At 62.4% G+C, this 15,266-nt stretch carries 15 protein-coding genes; 12 read left to right on the top strand and 3 right to left on the bottom strand.

Features of this window, described 5'->3' with window-relative positions; translation table 11 throughout:
* Window positions 1-59 precede the first annotated feature (59 nt).
* The 3 genes from CLV41_RS13420 to CLV41_RS13410 are packed head-to-tail and all read left to right on the top strand — an operon-like array spanning window position 60 to window position 3,699.
* Window positions 60-1,007: an ABC transporter permease gene (locus CLV41_RS13420; RefSeq protein ID WP_103222919.1), complete on the top strand. Its 948-nt coding sequence runs from the start codon at window positions 60-62 to the stop codon at window positions 1,005-1,007.
* The gene (locus CLV41_RS13415; RefSeq protein ID WP_235867129.1) at window positions 1,004-1,879 is read left to right on the top strand and encodes an ABC transporter permease; all 876 of its coding nucleotides are present in this window, start codon (window positions 1,004-1,006) and stop codon (window positions 1,877-1,879) included. Before CLV41_RS13420 ends, CLV41_RS13415 begins: the two co-directional genes overlap by 4 nt.
* Before the next feature lie 32 nt (window positions 1,880-1,911).
* Complete coding sequence (locus CLV41_RS13410) at window positions 1,912-3,699, top strand: gamma-glutamyltransferase family protein (RefSeq protein WP_103223096.1); 1,788 nt, start codon at window positions 1,912-1,914, stop codon at window positions 3,697-3,699.
* A gap of 84 nt (window positions 3,700-3,783) precedes the next feature.
* Here the strand turns inward: CLV41_RS13410 and CLV41_RS13405 are convergent, their stop codons facing one another.
* Entirely contained in the window at window positions 3,784-4,851 is a 1,068-nt protein-coding gene (locus CLV41_RS13405) for an ABC transporter ATP-binding protein (protein ID WP_103222918.1), read from the bottom strand.
* Between the two features lie 182 nt (window positions 4,852-5,033).
* On the opposite strand from CLV41_RS13405, the gene CLV41_RS13400 reads away from it, so the two are divergent.
* From CLV41_RS13400 to CLV41_RS13370, 7 genes are all read left to right on the top strand, one after another.
* Complete coding sequence (locus CLV41_RS13400) at window positions 5,034-5,774, top strand: GntR family transcriptional regulator (RefSeq protein WP_208987493.1); 741 nt, start codon at window positions 5,034-5,036, stop codon at window positions 5,772-5,774.
* Window positions 5,771-6,742 carry an alpha/beta hydrolase gene (locus tag CLV41_RS13395; protein ID WP_103222917.1) on the top strand — a complete coding sequence of 324 codons (972 nt, stop codon included), beginning with the start codon at window positions 5,771-5,773 and terminating at the stop codon, window positions 6,740-6,742. The genes CLV41_RS13400 and CLV41_RS13395 overlap by 4 nt, the downstream gene beginning before the upstream one ends.
* A gap of 29 nt (window positions 6,743-6,771) precedes the next feature.
* Window positions 6,772-7,986, top strand: coding sequence for an ABC transporter substrate-binding protein (locus tag CLV41_RS13390; RefSeq protein WP_103222916.1), 1,215 nt, complete (start codon window positions 6,772-6,774; stop codon window positions 7,984-7,986).
* Between the two features lie 153 nt (window positions 7,987-8,139).
* A complete protein-coding gene (locus tag CLV41_RS13385; protein WP_103222915.1) occupies window positions 8,140-9,057 on the top strand; it encodes a carbohydrate ABC transporter permease in 918 nt (305 codons plus the stop codon).
* Window positions 9,054-9,887 carry a carbohydrate ABC transporter permease gene (locus CLV41_RS13380; protein ID WP_103223094.1) on the top strand — a complete coding sequence of 278 codons (834 nt, stop codon included), beginning with the start codon at window positions 9,054-9,056 and terminating at the stop codon, window positions 9,885-9,887. The genes CLV41_RS13385 and CLV41_RS13380 overlap by 4 nt, the downstream gene beginning before the upstream one ends.
* Entirely contained in the window at window positions 9,884-10,795 is a 912-nt protein-coding gene (locus tag CLV41_RS13375) for a sugar phosphate isomerase/epimerase family protein (protein ID WP_208987491.1), read from the top strand. Before CLV41_RS13380 ends, CLV41_RS13375 begins: the two co-directional genes overlap by 4 nt.
* Window positions 10,792-11,784 carry a Gfo/Idh/MocA family protein gene (locus CLV41_RS13370; RefSeq protein WP_103222913.1) on the top strand — a complete coding sequence of 331 codons (993 nt, stop codon included), beginning with the start codon at window positions 10,792-10,794 and terminating at the stop codon, window positions 11,782-11,784. Before CLV41_RS13375 ends, CLV41_RS13370 begins: the two co-directional genes overlap by 4 nt.
* Window positions 11,785-11,810: 26 nt before the next feature.
* Here the strand turns inward: CLV41_RS13370 and CLV41_RS13365 are convergent, their stop codons facing one another.
* Window positions 11,811-12,392, bottom strand: coding sequence for a TetR/AcrR family transcriptional regulator (locus CLV41_RS13365; RefSeq protein WP_235867128.1), 582 nt, complete (start codon window positions 12,390-12,392; stop codon window positions 11,811-11,813).
* A 60-nt stretch (window positions 12,393-12,452) separates the two neighbouring features.
* Between CLV41_RS13365 and CLV41_RS13360 the strand changes: the two genes are divergently transcribed.
* Together CLV41_RS13360 and CLV41_RS13355 are read left to right on the top strand one after the other, a co-directional pair.
* Window positions 12,453-13,499 carry an alcohol dehydrogenase family protein gene (locus CLV41_RS13360; RefSeq protein ID WP_103222911.1) on the top strand — a complete coding sequence of 349 codons (1,047 nt, stop codon included), beginning with the start codon at window positions 12,453-12,455 and terminating at the stop codon, window positions 13,497-13,499.
* 109 nt (window positions 13,500-13,608) lie between these two features.
* On the top strand, window positions 13,609-13,920 hold the full coding sequence (locus tag CLV41_RS13355) for a hypothetical protein (protein WP_146048565.1): 312 nt from the start codon (window positions 13,609-13,611) through the stop codon (window positions 13,918-13,920).
* Between the two features lie 62 nt (window positions 13,921-13,982).
* On the opposite strand, the gene CLV41_RS13350 is transcribed toward CLV41_RS13355, so the two are convergent.
* Entirely contained in the window at window positions 13,983-15,263 is a 1,281-nt protein-coding gene (locus CLV41_RS13350; protein ID WP_103222909.1) for a TRAP transporter large permease, read from the bottom strand.
* Between the last annotated feature and the right edge of the window lie 3 nt (window positions 15,264-15,266).

The following is a 15,266-nucleotide window of genomic DNA, read 5'->3' as shown; positions in this document are numbered from 1 at the left end:
ACACCAACCGCGGATCCCGGCTCCTCGCCGGGGTCCGCTTCAAACCGGGTAGTACCTGAATGCTGTCCTATATCGCGCGCCGGCTGGTTATCGCCATACCGACGCTCATCCTCGTGTCGATCTTCGTCTTCGTGCTGCAGAAACTGCTGCCCGGCGATCCGGCTCTCGTGCTTGCGGGCGAGGAACGCGATCCCGAGATGCTGGCGTTCATTCGCGAGAAATACCGTCTCAACGACCCGATCATCATGCAGTATTTCTACTGGATGAAAGCCATGTTGCAAGGCGATCTGGGCATCTCACTCAGGACCCGCCAGCCGGTGCTGGACCTGATCGGCGACAAGTTGCCAGTCACCGTCCAGCTCGCCGTGATGGCGATGATCATCGCCTTCGCGATCGGCATCCCGGCCGGAATCCTCTCCGCCGTCAAAAAGGGAACCGCCGTCGACTATATCGCCAATTTCGTCGCTCTTTCCGGATTGTCGATCCCCAACTTCTGGCTCGGCATCATGCTGATCATGCTGGTGTCCGTCCATCTGGGCTGGCTGCCGGCCTCGGGCTATGTGTCGCCCTTTGAAGATCCGGTAAAATCCTTCCAGACCATGATCATGCCGGCCTTCGTTCTGGGCACCGCCCTGGCCGCAACGCTCATGCGCCATACCCGCTCCGCCATGCTCGGCGTCCTGAAAGCCGACTATGTGCGTACCGCGAGAGCCAAGGGCCTGCTGGAACATACCGTCATTTTGAAACACGCCTTCCGCAACGCGCTGCTGCCCATCGTCACCCTCAGTGCACTTCTCTTCGGCGAACTGCTTGCCGGCGCGGTTCTGACCGAGCAGATCTTCACCATCCCCGGCTTCGGCAAGCTGATCGTCGATGCGGTCTTCACCCGCGACTATGCCGTGGTTCAGGGGGTCGTCATGTGCACCGCCGCCGGCTTCATCCTGATGAACCTTGTCGCCGACGTTTTATATTTCCTTCTCAACCCGCGCATGAGGAGCAGCCTGTGAGCGCCCTGACCTCCGCCGAGCCGGCGGAAGAGACCGTCAGGCCCGAGAACCGCGCCTGGAAGAAGCTGAAGACCAACAGAAGCGCCCAGTTCGGGCTGGTGATCGTCGCCTTCTTCATCATCATTGCGCTGGCCGCTCCGATCCTGCCGATCGACGATCCGCTGGCCACAAGCTGGAGCGCGGTCCGCAAGGCCCCCTCCGCCGCTCACTGGCTGGGCACCGACGAGATCGGCCGGGATATCCTGTCGCGCATGATCTGGGGCGCACAGGCCTCGCTGCTGGCGGGTGTCGTCTCTGTTTTCATCGCGGTGCTGGTCGGCGTGCCCTTCGGCCTGATCTCGGGCTATTTCGGCGGCTGGACCGACCAGGCGATTTCACGGGTCACCGATGCGCTGTTGGCGACGCCGTTCCTGATCCTGGCCATCGCGCTCGCCGCGTTTCTCGGGCCGAGCCTGACCAACGCGATGATCGCCATCGGCCTGTCCGCCGTGCCGATCTTCGTCAGGCTCACACGCGGTCAGGTGCTCGCCGTGAAAACCGAGGACTTCGTGGAAGGCGCCCGCGCGGTCGGGCTGACCCACACCGCCATCATGGGCCGCTACATTCTTCCCAATGTCCTCGCTCCGATCCTCGTTCAGGCCACGCTGACCGTGGCGACCGCGATCATCGCCGAGGCCAGCCTCTCGTTCCTGGGGCTCGGCCAGCAGGCCCCCGCGCCCAGTTGGGGATCGATGCTGAACGTCGCCAAGAACTTCATGACCCAGGCGCCATGGATGGCCTGGTGGCCGGGCGCGGCGATCTTCCTCGTCGTCCTCGGCTTCAACCTGCTCGGCGACGGCCTGCGCGATGCTCTCGACCCGCGCGAGACGTGAAACAGCTTTTTTTCAACCTGAATGAGTATATTATGACGACTTTCACAACACGCCCCGAAATTACCGGCTCCTTCGGCGTCGTTACCTCGACCCACTGGATTGCCAGCGCCGTCGGCATGAGCATCCTGGAAAAAGGCGGCAACGCCTTTGACGCGGCGGTCGCGACCGGCCTCGTCCTGCAGGTTCTGGAGCCCCATCTGAACGGTCCCGCCGGGGATCTGCCGGTCATCTTCCACGATGCGCAAAGAAACGAGACAAAGGTCGTTTGCGGCCAGGGCCCGGCGCCGGCGGGCGCGACTATCGCCCACTACAAATCCGAGGGCATGTCCCTCATACCCGGCAACGGCCTGTTATCGACCGTCATTCCCGGCGCCTTCGACGGCTGGATGCTGATGCTGCGCGACCGTGGCACGCTGAGCCTGCGCGACGTTCTGGAACCCTCGATCTACTATGCCGAACACGGCCAGCCCATGCTGCGCGGCACGGCCTCGACCATCGCCGGGCTCAGCGAGTTCTTCGAAAAGGAATGGCCGACATCCTTTGAGACCTGGGTTCCGGGCGGCAACGTTCCCCAGGCCGGCGAGATGTTCCGCAACCCCGTCCTGGCCGCAACCTGGAATCGCCTGCTCGTTGAGGCTGAAGGCAAGAGCGGCCGCGAACAGCAGATCGACGCGGCGCGCGACTGCTTCTACCGGGGCTTCATCGCCGAGGAGATCGGAGCTTTCCTTGAAAGCACCGAAGTCATGGACGGCTCCGGCAGCCGGCACAAGGGTGTCCTGACAGCTGACGATCTGGCCAACTGGCAAGCCTTCTACGAAGACCCTCTGGCGGACGATTATCACGACTGGACCGTCGCCAAGACAGGCCCCTGGGGTCAGGGACCGGTGCTCCTGCAATCGCTCGCCCTTCTGCGCGGCATCGACATCGGCGCGATGGATCCGGCCGGACCGGACTTCGTCCACCACGTCACCGAAGCCATGAAACTCGCCTATGCCGACCGCGAGGTCTATTACGGCGATCCGAATTTCATCGACGTCCCGCTCCCTCAGCTCCTTGGCGAGGAGTATAATTCCGCCCGCCGCGACCTTATCTCCGACCGCGCCTCGTTCGACCTGCGCCCCGGCACGCTTCCCGGTTATGAAGACCAGGTCGCCCGGAGCATGGCGATGATCGACAAGGCCGGGATCGCCGAAACCGGGCTGTACGAGCCGACCATGGCGCATCTGTCGGAGCGGCGCGGCGACACGGTGCATCTCGACATCATAGACCGCTGGGGCAACATGGTGGCGGCGACGCCGTCCGGCGGCTGGCTGCAATCGTCTCCGGTCATCCCGGCGCTCGGCTTCTGCCTCAATTCAAGGGCGCAGATGTTCTGGCTGGAAGAAGGTCTTGCCGCGAGCCTGGCTCCGGGCAAACGTCCGCGCACCACGCTGACGCCGAGCCTTGCTTTCCACGAAGGCCGGCCGGCGCTCGCCTTCGGCACGCCGGGCGGCGACCAGCAGGACCAGTGGCAGCTTTCCTTGTTCCTGCGCCTCGTTCACCACGGGCTCAACCTGCAGGAGGCCATCGACCTGCCGCTGTTCCACACCACCCACTTCCCGACATCCTTCCACCCGCGCCAGCGCCAGCCGGGCCACCTGATGGCGGAAGGCAATTTCAGCGCCGACACCATCGCGCAGCTCAGGGCGCGCGGCCATTCGGTCGAGGTTTCCGATGACTGGACCATCGGTAGGCTGACCGCGGCAAAGCGTGAGGCCGACGGAACGCTGAAGGCGGGTGCGACCCCCCGGCTCATGCAGGCCTACGCCATCGGCCGCTAAAAACAGGTCGCGGTCAGACCCCGAAGACGCCAATACTCCTTGGCAGCCCCGGCCCCGAGCCGGGGCCCCGTGCCATATCCCGGATCAGATCCGGATACCGGTGGCCGCGTCAAACAGATGAATATCCTCCGGCTTGACCTTCAGATCGAGCCGCGTACCGGGCCGCAGAGACGGATCGGGTGCAAGCCGGGCGGTAATCTCCTGATTGTCCAGCATGCAGATCGCCATCGTGTCGGAGCCCAGCGGCTCCAGCACATCGACCGTCGTGTGGAACATCGCCTCATCAGTGGCGCACCGGATCAGATGCTCCGGGCGGACACCGAACAGGATGTCCCGGTCTGCGGCGAGCTGCCGTTGTCCCAGCGGTATCCGCATCTCGCCGATGAGCGCCGCGCTTTCCCCGCCCTGAGCCGCCGATTTCGCTTCCAGGATGTTCATCTTCGGCGAGCCGATGAACTCGCCGACAAACCGTGTCTCGGGAAGGGTATAGACATCCACCGGAGCGCCCTGCTGAACCACCTCGCCATCCTTGAGGATGACGACACGGTCAGCCAGCGTCATCGCCTCCACCTGGTCGTGCGTCACATAGACCATCGTGGTTTTCAATAGGCTGTGCAGCCGCTTGATCTGCGTGCGCATGTCGACGCGCAGCTTGGCGTCGAGGTTTGAGAGCGGTTCGTCGAACAGGAACACCTTGGGTCTTCGCACAATCGCCCGCCCCATCGCCACGCGCTGGCGCTGACCACCGGAAAGCTGGCCCGGCTTCCTGTCCAGAAGCGCGGTGATCTGCAGGATATCCGCGGCCTCCTCGACTTGCCGGCGCCGCTCTTGTGCGCTCATTCCGCGCATCCTCAATCCGAAGCCGATATTGTCGGCGACTGACATGTGCGGATAGAGCGCGTAGTCCTGAAACACCATGGCGATATCGCGGTCCTTTGGCTCAAGGTCGTTGACCACCGTCCCATCGATCTGCAGTTTGCCGCCGGTTATTTCCTCTAGACCCGCGATCATGCGCAGCAAGGTGCTCTTGCCGCAGCCCGACGGACCGACAAAGGCCACAAACTCGCCATCCCGGACCTCCAGATCGATCCCCTTCACGGCCTGGAAGGAACCGTAGTTCTTCACGATCTGCTCTAACTGAATAGCAGCCAAATTTTCCTCCCGCGCGACATGCGCTTCTGTTTCCGGTCCGTTTTCTCGTCCAATGACATCGGCGTATCCCCCTTTGTCATCGGCGGTTAGGAGCGGCTTTTCATTCCCTGCGACGCTTCCGCTTGCATCGCCGCATCATTATCGCTACATTATCGATAACGTTATCGATATTCAAGTGGTACATGACCGGCATGGCGGCGGAAAGCTTCGACAATCAGGAAAACGGCAAACCCGGACGGTCCCGGCTGCAGCCCCGCCGTGCCACCAAGCGCAGCCATGCGATCTTCGAGGAAATCCAGAAGGACATCATGCTGGGCAATCTGCCCCCGCGCGCCGCGATCCTGGAACTGGAACTCGCCGACCGGTTCGAATGCAGCCAGAGCACCGTTCGCGAGGCGCTGATGTTCCTGCAGACGGACGGACTGGTGGACCGTCTTCCTCACAGGGGTACTTTCGTCGCGGACAGCCGCAGCGAGGACGCGCACGAACTGATCCTGATCCGCCATGACATCGAATGCCGCGGGGTCGTTCGTGTCCTGGACCGCTTCGGTCCGCTTCTGCGCAAGGAGCTGGAAGCGGATCTGGACGCCATGCGCAAGGCGGCCAAAGCGGGAGACGAATATCTGCTCTCCCTGCACGACCGGAGTTTTCATCTCAATCTTTATAATGCCGCCGAAATGCCGACCGTCCGGCCCATTCTACGCCGCTGCCTCATTCACAATCACCGTTACAAGATCCTCAATTCCGAACCCAATCGCGGCCTTGTCGAAACGGCCGAACGCCATGTCGCCATCCTCGATGCTCTGGCTGCTGGAAATCGGAAAGAAGCCGTCGAGGCGCTGTCGCACCACATCACCACGATCGTCGATTTCGGACCGAGCATCGTGACTGTCGAGGCGGAAAAGGCACCGGCGAAACCATGACCGTTCCCATACCCACCGACGCGGATCTGGTCCCGACCGAACGCATGCAATGGATTCTCGACCGGCTGGCGCAGGAAGACGCCGGCCTGGGCGATCCGACGCTTCTGCCCGCTCCGGAAGGCCGCGCGCTTGCCGAGCGGACCAACACCCGCTGGAACAGCGACCTGCCAGGAATGTCCGTCCGGGAGTTCTCGATAGAAGCCCCGGAAGGACACACGATCCAATGCCGCCTGATGAGCCCGGAAAACGCGGACAGCCTGATCATGTTCATTCACGGCGGCGGATGGGCCTTCTGCAGCATGGCGACCCACGAACGCGCCGCCCGGCTGCTGGCGCTGGAAGCCGGGGCCCATGTCCTGACCTTCGATTACCGCCTCTCCCCGGAAGCACCCTTCCCCGCCGGTCTCATGGATTGCCGGTCTGTGTGGACCGCCATCACGGCCGGCCATCCGGATCTTGCCTCCTGTTCGGGACCGCGTGCTCTGGCCGGAGACAGCGCCGGCGCCAACCTTGCGCTTGCCCTGCTGCTCATGGTGCAGGAGGAACAGTTGCCCGCACCGGACGCGGCCCTTCTGTTCTACGGCGTTTATGACGCGGATTTCGAAACAGCATCCTATCTTGGACAGAAAGACGGCCCCGGCCTGACCCGGGCCAAGATGATGCGCTACTGGGACTGGTATGTGGCCGGCGCGGCCGACAGGATGTCGCCGCTGGTATCGCCGCTCCAGGCGTCGGATGACCAATTGCGCAAGCTGCCGCCGATGTTCTTCAACGCGGCGGCCATCGACCCTCTTCGCTCGGATACAGAAAACCTGGTCCGCCGGCTTCGCAGCCTCGGCCGGACCGACCCATACAGCCTGTATCCGGGCGTCGTCCACGGCTTCATGCAAATGAGCCTTGAACTACCGGAGGCCCGCAAGGCTGCGGCGGAAGCCGGGAGGGCTTTCCGCGAACTTACGGGGTCTTGAACAAAGACATAAATAAAGTGGAGGAAACTATGTCAAAACTCATTTCGGCCGCGCTGGCCGTTGGACTTCTCGCCGGAACGGCCACCGCCTATGCGGATGAAACCGTCCGCTTCTGGTATCATTTCGACAATGCCGACAATCCCATGTCGGAACTGGTCGCGAAGTTCGAAAAGGAAAATCCCGGCATCAAGATCGAAGCCGAGAACGTTCCCTGGAACTCCTATTACGACAATCTCTACACCTCGATTGTCGCCGGCAACGCACCGGACGCGGCGATGGTGAAGATGTTCGCCCAGCCGCGCCTTGTGGAAATGGGTGCGCTGGAACCGATCGGCGAACGGATCGACGCCTGGGACGGCAAGGCCGACCTGCAGGACAATCTCCTCAACCTCACCAAGGCCTCCGACGGCAAGTCCTATTATCTCCCCATCCAGTATGTGGTCCTTTATCTCTATTACCGGCAGGACATGCTTGAGGAACTCGGCCTTGAAGTGCCGAAGACCTGCGACGAGTTCCGGGACGTGGCCATGAAACTCACCCGCGACACCGATGGCGACGGTCAGCCGGATGTCTACGGCTTCGGGTTCCGCGGCGGCAAGGGCGGTCACGATCACTGGGGCAGCTTCGTGCTTTCCCGCAATGTCGATTTCTCGGCAGGAAGCCTGACCAGCGATGCCGGCGTCGCCGGCACCCAGTGGGTGGTCGACCTCTTCGAAAAGGACAAGGTCTTCCCGCCCTCCGCGCCCAACGACGGCTTCAAGGAAGTCACCGGCGCCTTCAAGGCCGGCAAGACCGCGATGACGATCCACCACATCGGTTCTTCCAACGGCATGGTGGAAGCGCTCGGCGACGCCGTTTCCGCGACGCCCGTACCGGAATGCGGCGGCGGCCACTGGACGTCCTTCGGCGATGAGTCCACTGCAGTTTTCTCCACGGCGGAAAACAAGGACGCTGCCTGGAAGTGGATTTCCTTCCTGTCGACGGCCGGCAACAACACGGAGTTCAACAAGGCGACCGGTCAGTTGCCGGTGACCAAGACCGACAGTGAAGGCTGGACCCTGCATGAAAAGCGCTTCGTGGACGCGACGGTGCAGTCGCTGCCCTTCGCCAACCTGCTGCCGAACGCGCCGGAAACCTCCGACTTCGTGAACACGGTCTGGCCGGTGAACATGCAGCGCGCCCTGACCGGGGAAATCACCGCGGAGCAGATGAACGCCGAAATCGACAAGCTCTACAATCCCTGAGTCCTCCCCGGCGGGCCTTGCCGGGCACGTTGCCTTGCGGGGCCCGCCACTTTTCTGGACCCGGTTCACAAACACGACCTTGCCTGAAAACGGCAGACGGAAAACTTGAACTGCGTGCGGGAGACACCTCCCGCACCGAGTGGAAATTCGACCATGCTCACCATGAACGAACCGGCGGACAGACTGCCAGGCCGGGCGGCTCTTGCGCGAAAGGTTCTCCCTTACGCGCTGCTCTCGCCCGCCGTCCTCGTGACACTGGCCATCGTGTTCTTCCCGATGATCCAGGCCGCCTGGATGAGCCTGCACGACTATATCCTCTGGAAACCGAAGGACTTCACCTTTGTCGGGCTGAAGAACTTCACCGCTGCCCTGCAGGATGAGGTTTTCTGGATTTCCCTGAGACACACGATCATCTGGATCGCCGTGACGATCCCCGCGCAGCTTCTGCTCGGCCTCGCCACGGCCCTGCTTCTCAATCAGCAGTTCCCCTGGCGGCCTCTCGCCCGGGCCCTGATCATCATTCCCTGGGCGCTGCCGAGCGTGGTCATCGCCCTCATGTGGGTATGGATCTACGACGCCAACTACGGAATTCTGAACGAGTTCATGCTTCGCCTGGGGCTGATCAAGGCCTCGGTTCCCTGGCTCGCCGATCCCGACACCGCTCTCTACGCGATCATTCTGACACTCACCTGGCAGGGGTTTCCGTTCTTCGCGGTGATGATCCTTGCCGGCCTGCAGTCGATCCCCAAAAGCTATTACGAAGCGGCTTCGCTGGACGGGGCTGGCGCGCTGCGCCAGTTCTGGCACATCACCCTGCCGGGCATTTCCGGCGTGCTGGTGACCGCGGTTCTGCTGAGAACCATCTGGGTCGCCAACTCGATCGACGTTATCTACGTCATGACCGGCGGCGGTCCCGGCTATGCCACCTACACCCTGCCGCTCTACGCCTTCATCAAGGCGCGCACCAATCTGGACTTCGGCTACGGCTCGTCGCTTGCCGTCCTGTTCACGCTCATGCTTCTCGGGCTCGTGATTGTCTATCTCCGCCGCGCAGGGAGGTCTGTGAACTGATGGTTGGACGCAAATCCTTTCTGAAACGGATCCTGATCGTCGATCTGCCGATGCTGCTCGTCCTGGCCTTCACGCTCGGTCCCTACCTGTGGATGCTGCTCACCTCGCTGACGGCGGAGAACCGGCTGTTCACCGAAGGCCCGAGCCTGGTCGGCGCGACGCTCGAAAACTACATCCGCCTGTTTTCGACCGTCGGCTTTCTGACCAACCTGATCCATTCCTTCATCATCGCCGGCGGCACCGTTGTCGTCGGGCTCAGCCTGAGCGTGACGGCGGCCTATTCCTTTTCCCGCTTCTCGTTTCGCGGCAAACGCTACCTGCTGCTGCAGTTCCTGATCATCAACATGTTCCCGGTGGTGCTGCTGATCCTGCCTCTCTTCGTGATGATGCGCGTTCTGGGCATTCTCGACACCCACCTGGCGCTCATCATCGCCAATGCGACGGTCGCCATTCCCTTCTCCGTGTGGATGATGACCAGCTACATGAACGGCATCCCGAAAAGTCTGGACGAGGCGGCGATGACCGATGGCTGCACCCGGCTCGGCGCGCTCTGGCGCGTGGTCCTGCCGCTGTGCACACCGGGCATCATCGCCACCGGCATCTATATCTTCATCACCGCGTGGAACGAATATCTCTACGCCCTCACCCTGGGCGGGCGGAACGTGCGTCCGATCACCGTCGCCATCCAGACCCTCATCGGCGAATACGAGGTCGAATGGGGTCTGTTGACCTCCGGCGGCATCGTCGGCGCCATGCCCGCGACCATCCTGTTCCTGATCGTCCAGAAGCGCCTGATCAGCGGCCTCACCCAGGGCGCGGTCAAGGGATGACAACACTAAAGGCACTCAACGTGAAAAACCCCGTCGGCATCATTTCCATGCAATTCGTGCGGCCCTTTACCCGCGCCGATCTGGGCCTCTTCCGCCACATCCGCGACCTCGGCTTCGACTTTGTCGAGCTTCTGGTCCCCGAGCCTGACGACGACCTGGACCTGCGCGAGACCGCCGAGGCCCTGCGGGACGCGGATCTCGGCGTCGTGCTGGCCGCCCGGGTCAATCTGCAGCGATCGATCGCCGGCGAGGACGCCGGGTGCAGGCAGGGCGGCATCGACTATCTGAAACGCTGCGTCGAGGTGGCGTCTACGCTTGGAGCCCGGATCATCGGCGGCCCGCTCTATGGCGAGCCCCTGGTCTTCGCCGGCCGCGCCCCGGTCCCGTGGTCCGACGGGCAGATCCGGACAAGGGCGGACAGAACCATCGAAGGCCTGGCGGCGGTTGCGCCGCTCGCGGCCGGGGCGGGCTGCGTCTTCGCGCTTGAGGCCTTGAACAGGTTCGAGACCGATATCGTTTCCACCACCCGTCAGGCCATCGAAGTCTGCGACAGGGTCGACAATCCCGGCCTCGGGATCGTGCTCGACACGTTCCACATGAACATGGAAGAACGCTCCATTCCCGACGCCATCCGGGTCGCCGGGCCGCGCGTCGTGCATTTCCAGGCCAACGAAAACCATCGCGGTTTCCCGGGCACCGGCCATCTCGACTGGCCGGTAATCATGAAAGCACTTGCCGACATCGGCTATGACGGCCCGATCTCCCTGGAACCGTTCCGCAGGAACGACGACCGCGTCGGCCTGCCAATCGCCCACTGGCGCGCGCCGCGCGAGGACGAAACCGATAAACTGAAAGCCGGGCTCGCGCTGATACGCTCCTGTCTCGCCATGGCGGAGGCCGCCCAATGACCCTGAATATCGGATGGATCGGCTGCGGCCGCCACGCAACGCACATGCTCATGCCGCAGCTCGGCCGCAACGGCATCAATGTCACCGCCGTCTGCGACGTCAACGAAGGCGCCGCCGCCAATGCCGCCTGGCAGTATGGCGCGGAGGCCGTCTACAGCGATTATCGCGACCTGATCGCCCACAAGGGCCTCGATGCCATCGGCATGGCTGTCGGGCCGGATCTCCACCACGCAGCATCCATCGCCGCCCTTGAACGCGGCCTGCCGGTGTTCCTTGAAAAGCCCCCGGCGAAGAACACCGCCGCCGCGAAGGAAATCGCGAACGCCTCCGAACGCACCGGAAAACCCGTGCTGGTGGGCTTCATGAAACGGTATTCGACCGGCAACCGGATCGCCGGCAACGTCCTGCGCAAGGGAGATTTCGGCAAGGTGCTGGGCATTACCGGCACCTATATGACCGCGCCGACCTATTTTGCCGGTGAAGTCGACTATACCGGTTTCTATCTTCACCACTGCGTCCACTACATGGATCTCATACCCTGGTTCGCGGGCGATGACTTCGCCGACATGGCGCTTCGCAAGATCGAGCCGGAACCGGGGCACCTGCTCTTTCATCTCAATTTCGAATGCCGCAACGGCGCGATCGGCACCATCGTCATGGGCACGGTCCAGTCCCGGGGCACGCCGATGGAATCCATCCGGATCATGGGCGACCATATCCGGCTGGAAGTGGACAACGTCATCAATGTCGCCTGCTACAGGGATCCCCCGTTCAAGGCCGACGATCCCGCGGCAACCCTGTCGGACACATCGGACACGCTGTCCTGGACCCCCAACTTCACCGCGGCGGCCAATGAGGACCACAAGGGCTACAATGCCCTGATCGCCGATGTCGCTGCAGCCTTCCGGCAGGAAAGCTCCGCCGCCCCGGACATCCACGACGGGGTACGGGCGATGGCCAGTCTGGAACGGATGATTGCTCTGATTTGAGCGGACATGGCGGAACGGGAAGGGCTCTAGCAGACCGTTTCGATGCTGCCGATACTGCCGTCGGTTTTTTGCTCAACGCGGGTATGCGCCAGCAAAGCGGCAGCCAGATGCAAGGCGCTTTCACAGGCGTCGTCCCGGTACAGAGGCCACAATTGCATCAGGCCCTCGCAAATCAGCAGCAACTCTTTCTCGTTTTCCGGAAGCTTCGCCGATGCGGCCAGCCGCTGCGCGAATTCCTGCTTGTGGCGTTGCAGGAGGTTTCTCAACGCCTCGTTTTCCGGCGCTGCCGCAACAGCCGAATGAAACAGGCATCCGTGCGAGGCTTCGCTCTCCATCCAATGCCCGATCCGCCGGATGACTTCGTAAAGCGCATCCCGTGGAGACGCCGGCAGCCCGGAAAAGATCCGCGTCAGGTACCGTTCATGACGGAACTCGAGTGCGGCCAGGACCATGTCGTTCCTGGACGGATAATATTTGTACAAGGTGCGCAGGCTGACCTGCGCCGCGTCGCGCAGCATGTCGACATTCGGCACGGAAAAGCCGTGCGCGGCGAAAGCCCGCTCAAGGCCGGCAGCGATCTGGGTCTGGATTTCGCTCATGTTTGACATGGTAGAATGATTGCTCTACTAGACGCAAGTAGAGCAATCATTCTACCTGAGGAATTTCCCATGACATTGCCGGACACCATGAGCGGAATTGTCTTGACCGGACACGGCGGCCCCGAAGCTCTGCAATGGCGGACCGACCTCGCCGTACCCAAGCCCGGCGCGCGGGATGTGATTGTGCGCGTGGCCGCGGCCGGCGTGAACAACACCGACATCAACACCCGCGTCGGCTGGTATTCGAAGAACAACGAAGCTGCGGAAGATGCGTCCTGGGCGGGTGCAGCGCTCACGTTCCCGCGCATTCAGGGAGCCGACGTCTGCGGCCATATCGTCGCGGTCGGCGACCAGGTACCGGCGGACAGGATCGGCGAGCGCGTTCTGATCGAATCCTGCCTGCGCGAAGTGGACGGACACGAGCTGGAAAGAGCCTGGTACCTCGGGTCGGAATGCGACGGAGGTTTCGCGGACTACGTACGCGTCGCCGCCCGGCACGCCTTCAGTGTCGAAAGCGACCTGTCCGATGCGGAGCTGGCTTCGTTTCCCTGTTCCTATTCCACCGCTGAAAACATGCTGACCCGCACAAGGGTCGAACGGGGCGACACCGTCCTCGTAACCGGTGCGTCCGGCGGTGTCGGCTCGGCGGCCGTGCAGCTTGCCCAGGCACGCGGCGCACAGGTCATTGCGGTCACCGGCGCGTCGAAAGCCGCCGCGCTGCGCGAGCTCGGGGCCGCGAAAACGATTGGCCGGAACGACGATCCGGTCAGGGAACTCGGTTCTGGCAGCGTCGACGTGGTTTTGGACCTGGTGGCCGGGCCCGGATGGCCGGCGCTGCTTGACGTTTTGCGTCCCGGCAGCCGTTACGCTGTGGCGGGCGCAATCGCCGGGCCGCTCGTCGAGCTCGACATACGCACCCTGTACCTGAAGGACCTGAGCTTTTTCGGCTGTACTGTTCTTGAACCGGAAGTCTTCGGCAATCTGGTCGGCAGGATCGAGCGCGGAGAAATCCGGCCGCTGGTCGCGGCGACATTTCCGCTTGAGGATATCGGTAAGGCGCAGGAAGCTTTCGGTGAGAAAGGCTATGTCGGCAAGATTGTTCTGGAAGTCCGTTGAAGATTTTTTCAGAAGCAAAATATGGCCCGACAGCGAATCCGCAACACAGGCGCGGGGCACATCAGCCCTCGAGAAAATCCGCTTTCGGGCATTATCCACATGGCTTTGCATGACTTTCCGGTCGGATCTCTCGATCGCCTCGAAAATCGCATGGTGCTCGGACCGGACCAGCTTCAAACGGCCCTGCGGTTTCGTCAGCGACAGGTTTCTGGTCGGGTTCATGCCCGTCAGGATATTGGACTTCATGGACGATCTGGCCATTCTGCCTGGCGCTTTTCGTGGCGCTCATGCCGATCACCTACGTGCCGGCTTTCTCCATGTTCCAGCCGTCGCTGTTCGACTGAGAGCCCTGAGCGTTTTGCTGCGGCCAGAAGCCGATGCGGCGAATGCGATGATTTCGCCCTCCGGGCCGATGTCTTAAGGCGCCAGATCTCCCTGCGGATACAGGCGACTGCCGTTGCAGAACAAGTACCGCGCCGGTTCCTATTTCATCGAGCCGGAGAGCCCGGTCGAGAGAGCCGGAACCATCACGAGCAGCGCAAGAAAGGCCAGCAGCACCGCGAGAAACACCGTGTTGGCCCTGATCACCGAAACAACATCCTCCTTGCCTATCTGCGCCGCCACCAGCAAGGCGAGTGCAACCGGCGGCGTCACCTGTCCGATTGCCACCGTGACGACAATCAGGACCCCGAAATGTACCAGATCGACATCCAGCATGAGCAGTGACGGCAGCAGAACCGGCATGATCATCGGGATCAGCGGGTCGAGCACCATGCCGGCGATCAGCGCCAGCAGCAAAAGCGCCATGATCTGCAGGGCACCAGTTTCGAACGGAAAGACAATCGCAATCGCATCGGCCAGCGCGACAGGTACCCGCGCCTGCGAAAGTGCCCAACCAAGCGCTGTCGACAGACCGACGACCAGCAGAATTTCACCGGTCAGGACAGCCGCGTCGACAAGCACCCGGTATAGCCCCTGCAAATCGAGCGAGCGATAGATCACCATGGAAAGGAACAGGGCATAAGCCACCGCGAAGGCGCCGGCTTCGGACGGTGTGAAAATACCGAAAACCAGCCCGCCGATGATCAGGCCGGGCAATCCCATCGGCAGGATGGCGTCCCTGGCCGCGCGCATCAGCTCACGCCATTCGAAAGCCTGGGAGGGTTGCCAGCCATTGCGCCGGGCGAGGACACCGATTGCCAGCATCAGCGCAGCGGCCATCAGCACCCCCGGGATGATACCGGCGATAAACAAGGCGCCAAGCGATGTTCCCGTGACCGCCGAATAGAGGATCATCGGCGAAGATGGCGGCACCAGAACGCCTATGCCCGATGACGTTGCTGTAAGCGCTGCCGCGAAAGGCCCCGGGTAGCCTGCGGATTTCATCTTGGGAATGACGATGGAGCCTGTCCCTGCGAGATCTGCGACCGACGTCCCGATCATTCCGCCGAACATCAGGCTCACCCCGACATTCACATGGGCAAGACCGCCACGCATCCAGCCGAACAGCGCACCGGCAAACGCGAACAGCCTGTCGGCGATGCCGCCTGCATTCATGATCCCGCCTGCCAGAATGAAAAGCGGCAAGGTCACCAGAACATAGTCGGAAAGCCCGGCGAGCGTCTGCTGGGGCATTGACATGATCCAGCCGCCGCTCACGAACAGAAAGACGACGACTGAAGCAACCAGTGCGATGATAATCGGCATTCCGGCAAGCGCCAGAATGCACAGGGTCGCGATGGTGGATCCGGCAAGCAGGAGCATAGA

It is taken from the genome of Roseibium marinum, from assembly GCF_002906165.1.
Taxonomy (GTDB): Bacteria; Pseudomonadota; Alphaproteobacteria; order Rhizobiales; family Stappiaceae; genus Roseibium; species Roseibium marinum.
Note: the sequence above shows the minus strand (reverse complement) of the source record. Positions and strands in the feature narration are given on the sequence as shown.

Coding starts and splice junctions, on each gene's coding strand:
- CLV41_RS13420 (WP_103222919.1), top strand. CDS start 60: ATGCTGTCCTATATCGCGCGCCGGCTGGTTATCGCCATACCGACGCTC.
- CLV41_RS13365 (WP_235867128.1), bottom strand. CDS start 12,392: ATGTCAAACATGAGCGAAATCCAGACCCAGATCGCTGCCGGCCTTGAG.
- CLV41_RS13360 (WP_103222911.1), top strand. CDS start 12,453: ATGACATTGCCGGACACCATGAGCGGAATTGTCTTGACCGGACACGGC.
- CLV41_RS13355 (WP_146048565.1), top strand. CDS start 13,609: ATGACTTTCCGGTCGGATCTCTCGATCGCCTCGAAAATCGCATGGTGC.
- CLV41_RS13410 (WP_103223096.1), top strand. CDS start 1,912: ATGACGACTTTCACAACACGCCCCGAAATTACCGGCTCCTTCGGCGTC.
- CLV41_RS13390 (WP_103222916.1), top strand. CDS start 6,772: ATGTCAAAACTCATTTCGGCCGCGCTGGCCGTTGGACTTCTCGCCGGA.
- CLV41_RS13400 (WP_208987493.1), top strand. CDS start 5,034: ATGACCGGCATGGCGGCGGAAAGCTTCGACAATCAGGAAAACGGCAAA.
- CLV41_RS13385 (WP_103222915.1), top strand. CDS start 8,140: ATGCTCACCATGAACGAACCGGCGGACAGACTGCCAGGCCGGGCGGCT.
- CLV41_RS13370 (WP_103222913.1), top strand. CDS start 10,792: ATGACCCTGAATATCGGATGGATCGGCTGCGGCCGCCACGCAACGCAC.
- CLV41_RS13350 (WP_103222909.1), bottom strand. CDS start 15,263: ATGCTCCTGCTTGCCGGATCCACCATCGCGACCCTGTGCATTCTGGCG.
- CLV41_RS13395 (WP_103222917.1), top strand. CDS start 5,771: ATGACCGTTCCCATACCCACCGACGCGGATCTGGTCCCGACCGAACGC.
- CLV41_RS13375 (WP_208987491.1), top strand. CDS start 9,884: ATGACAACACTAAAGGCACTCAACGTGAAAAACCCCGTCGGCATCATT.